Below are 3862 nucleotides of genomic sequence, written 5' to 3'. Positions count from 1 at the left end.
TGCGGCCTTGATCGCGTCCTCGTCGATGTCCTCCTTGGCGATCCGCTCGATCAGCCCCCGCGCGAGGATCGCACGGCGGGTGTTGGCGAGCTCGGCCTGAACCGCCGGGTCGTCGCCGACGCCCCGCTCCGCGGCCTTCTGCGCGAGGATCTCGAGGTCCACCAGCTGCTGGAGGAAGGCCTGCTTGCGCCCTTCCGGAAGCTGGCCGCCCTGGCCACGGGTTCTCTGGTTGACGGCCTGGTCGAACTGGGTCTGCGTGAGCACGTCGCCGTTGACGCTCACGACCGGCTCGTCGGCCTGAACCCCGGACGCCGCGATGGCGAGGGCCAGGCCGAGGCCCGCAACGATTTGTCTTTTCATGCTCTCTCCCGGTTGCTGGGACTTTGATGTATGGGCGTCACCCGTCCTCCCCGGCCTCCGCCGGGGTGAGGGCGGTGATGCCCAGGGCGTGGATGACGTCATTGCGCATGGCGTCCCCCATGGCGGCGTAGACCATGCGGTGACGGGCGAGAGTTCCCCGGCCCTCGAAATCCGGGCTCACCACGTGCACGTGATAGTGACCGCCGCCGGCGCGGGCGCCGGCGTGGCCGGCGTGCAGGTGGCTGTCATCGCGCACGCCGATGCTCTCGACCTGGATCGCCGCGCGCAGCCGCTCCTCGATCATGCGCTGGCGCTCCGCGCTCACGGCAGCACCCGCTTGAACGGCTGCACGGTGACACCGCTGTACACGCCGGCGGCGACGTAGGGATCGTCGTCGGCCCAGCGCCGGGCGTCGTCCAGGGAGTCGAACTCCGCGATCACCACGCTGCCGGCGAAGCCCGCGGGCCCCGGATCCTCGCTGTCAATGGCGGGCATCGGCCCGGCGAGCAGCAGCCGGCCCTCGTCGCGCAGCGCCTCCAGCCGCGCGAGATGGTCGGGTCGCGCGCTGGCGCGGGCCGCCGTGCTGTCCTCGACATCGGTGCTGTAGATTACGTAGTACATGGCCGCCCTCCGCTCGGGGTGGAAATGCCCGGAACCATACCACATCGCCTGCCCGCGGCCGTGCCGTTACACTGCGGGGACCGGGCCCGTGCCCCGGGCCATGCCGGCAACGCTCACAAGGAGGCGCGATGAGCCAGTTCTTCCAGATCCACCCCGAGACCCCGCAGCCGCGCCTGGTGCGGCGCACCGTGGAGGTGCTGGGCCAGGGCGGCGTCATCGTCTATCCCACCGACTCCACCTACGCCCTGGCCTGCCGCATGGGCGAAAAGGATGCCGTGGACCGCATTCGCGAGATCCGCCGGCTCGGCGACGATCACAACTTCACCCTGGCGTGCCGAGACCTCTCCGACATTGGCGTGTACGCCCGGGTGGACAACAACACCTTCCGGCTGCTCAAGGCCCATACCCCCGGGCCTTTCACCTTTGTCCTGCCCGCGACCAGCGAGGTCCCGCGGCGGCTGCAGCACCCCAAACGCAAGACCATCGGCATCCGCGTGCCGGATCACCGCGTCGCCCAGGCCATCCTCACCGAGCTCGGTGAGCCGCTGATGTCGACCTCGCTGCTGCTGCCCGGCGAGGAGCTGCCGATGACCGACGCCGAACTCATCCGCGAGCGCCTCGGCAGCCGCGTGGACGTGGTGGTCGACGGCGGCCCCGGCGGCATGGAGCCGAGCACGGTGGTCGATCTCACCGGGCCGGCGCCGGAGGTGGTGCGCCGCGGCGCCGGCGACGCGAGCCTGTTCGAGGGCGGTTGAGCGCCGACGCTGCGTTCCCGCGCGGGCGCGGTTATCATGGTCGCCCCGACGCGACGGACCACGAGACAGAGGAGGCGGTTTGACTAGCCACGACGCGCAGCGGATGCGGGTGCTCTCGGGCATGCGCCCCACCGGTCGGCTTCACCTGGGGCACTACCACGGGGTGCTCAAGAACTGGGTGCAGCTCCAGCACGAGCACGAGTGCTTCTTCTTCATCGCCGACTGGCATGCGCTGACCACGGCCTACGACGAGCGCGAGATCATCGCCGAGAACGTCTGGGACATGGTCATCGACTGGCTCGCCTGCGGTGTGAACCCGTCGCTCGCCCACGTGTTCATCCAGTCGCGGGTAATCGAACACGCCGAGCTGCACCTGCTGCTGTCGATGATCGCGCCGCTGGGTTGGCTGGAACGGGTGCCGACGTACAAGGACCAGATCGCCAACCTCCGTGAAAAGGACCTGGCGACCTACGGCTTCCTCGGCTACCCGGTGCTGCAGAGCGCGGATATCCTCATTTACCGCGCCACCGCGGTGCCGGTGGGCGAGGACCAGGTCTCCCACGTGGAGCTCACCCGCGAGCTCGCGCGGCGCTTCAACTACATGTTCGGCCGCGAACCCGGCTTCGAGGAGAAGGCCGAGGCGGCGGTGCGCAAGATGGGCAAGCGCAACGCCAAGAAGTACAACGAGCTGCGCCGGCGCTACCAGGAGCACGGCGATATCGAGGCCCTGGAGCAGGCCCGGGCGCTGCTCGGCGAGCAGCAGAACATCACCTTCGGCGATCGCGAGCGGTTGTTCGGCTACCTCGAGGGCGGCGGGCGGACCATCCTGCCGGAGCCGGAGGCCTTCCTGACGCCTTCGCCGCGGATGCCCGGGCTGGACGGGCGCAAGATGTCCAAGTCCTACGGCAACGCGATCTCGCTGCGCGAGGAGCCGGACGAGGTGGACCGCAAGATGCGCACCATGCCCACCGATCCGGCGCGGGTGCGGCGCTCCGATCCCGGGGAGCCGACCAAGTGCCCGGTCTGGGACTTCCACAAGCTCTATTCCGACGAGCGTACCCAGGAGTGGGTCCTGGAGGGATGCCGCTCGGCGGGCATCGGCTGTCTGGAGTGCAAGTCGCGGGTGATCGACGCCGTGCAGGCGGAACTCGACCCCATCCGCGAGCGCGCCCGGGAGCTGGAGCAGGACCCGGAGCGGGTGCGCAGCATCGTCTCCGAGGGCTGCACCGAGGCCCGGGGCGTGGCGCGGGAGACCATGAAGGAGGTCCGCGGCGCCATGGGGCTGGACTACCGGTGACGGGGCACGGGCGCCGGTGAACGATTCCGAGGCGCTGCCGACGGCGGAGGAGGTCCTGGCCCATGTCCGGGGCGAGCCGGTCACCGAGTTGCCCCGGGACCTCTACATCCCGCCGGATGCCCTGGAGGTGTTCCTCGAGGCGTTCGAGGGGCCGCTGGACCTGCTGCTCTATCTCATCCGGCGCCAGAACCTGGACGTCCTGGACATCCCCATCGCCGAGATCACGCGGCAGTACATGCGCTACATCGAGCTGATGCGCGACATGCGCCTGGAACTGGCCGCGGAGTACCTGGTGATGGCCGCGATGCTCGCGGAGATCAAGTCGCGCATGCTCCTGCCGCGGCCGCCGGCGGCGGAGGACGAGGAGGCCGATCCCCGCGCCGAGCTGGTGCGCCGGCTCCAGGAGTACGAGCGCTACAAGCAGGCGGCGGAGGGTATCGACGCCCTGCCGCGGGTGGCCCGGGACATCTTCCCGGCCCATGCCCGGGCACCGGAGCGACGGCGCACCCGGGCGGACCCGGAGGTGTCGCTGCGCGAGCTCCTCTCCGCCTTTGCCGGGGTGCTGGAGCGTGCGCGTCTGTATACCCATCACCAGGTCCGCGAGGAGGCGCTGTCGGTGCGCCAGCGCATGTCCGACACCCTGGCGCTGCTGTCCCGGGAGCGGTTCACGCCGTTCACGCAGCTGTTCACCCCGGAGGAGGGCCGGGACGGTGTGGTGGTGAGCTTCCTCGCCATCCTGGAGCTGCTCAAGGCCGGGCTGGTGGAGATCGTGCAGGCCGAGCCCTACGCGCCCATCCACCTGCGTGCCGGCGGCGGTGGGACCGCTGAT

General features: G+C 70.1%; 6 protein-coding genes. 3 read left to right on the top strand and 3 right to left on the bottom strand.

Going from position 1 to position 3862, the window contains the following annotated elements:
• From G7A99_RS03770 to G7A99_RS03760, 3 genes are all read right to left on the bottom strand, one after another.
• The coding region (locus G7A99_RS03770; protein WP_205599719.1) for a SurA N-terminal domain-containing protein at nt 1-360 on the bottom strand (360 nt) is incomplete at its 3' end.
• A gap of 37 nt (nt 361-397) precedes the next feature.
• Nucleotides 398-685, bottom strand: coding sequence for a BolA family protein (locus G7A99_RS03765; protein ID WP_163138921.1), 288 nt, complete (start codon nt 683-685; stop codon nt 398-400).
• Complete coding sequence (locus G7A99_RS03760; RefSeq protein ID WP_018718612.1) at nt 682-981, bottom strand: YciI family protein; 300 nt, start codon at nt 979-981, stop codon at nt 682-684. Before G7A99_RS03760 ends, G7A99_RS03765 begins: the two co-directional genes overlap by 4 nt.
• Nucleotides 982-1109: 128 nt before the next feature.
• Between G7A99_RS03760 and G7A99_RS03755 the strand changes: the two genes are divergently transcribed.
• The 3 genes from G7A99_RS03755 to G7A99_RS03745 all read left to right on the top strand — a co-directional run.
• The gene (locus tag G7A99_RS03755; protein WP_018718611.1) at nt 1110-1736 is read left to right on the top strand and encodes an L-threonylcarbamoyladenylate synthase; all 627 of its coding nucleotides are present in this window, start codon (nt 1110-1112) and stop codon (nt 1734-1736) included.
• Nucleotides 1737-1839: 103 nt separating this feature from the next.
• A complete protein-coding gene (locus G7A99_RS03750; protein ID WP_018718610.1) occupies nt 1840-3033 on the top strand; it encodes a tryptophan--tRNA ligase in 1194 nt (397 codons plus the stop codon).
• Nucleotides 3034-3049: 16 nt separating this feature from the next.
• Nucleotides 3050-3862 (top strand): ScpA family protein (locus G7A99_RS03745; protein ID WP_163138920.1); only part of this gene is annotated, 813 nt, incomplete at its 3' end.

This window comes from Arhodomonas sp. KWT (genome assembly GCF_010993615.1).
This window is presented reverse-complemented; position numbering and strand designations above follow the sequence as displayed.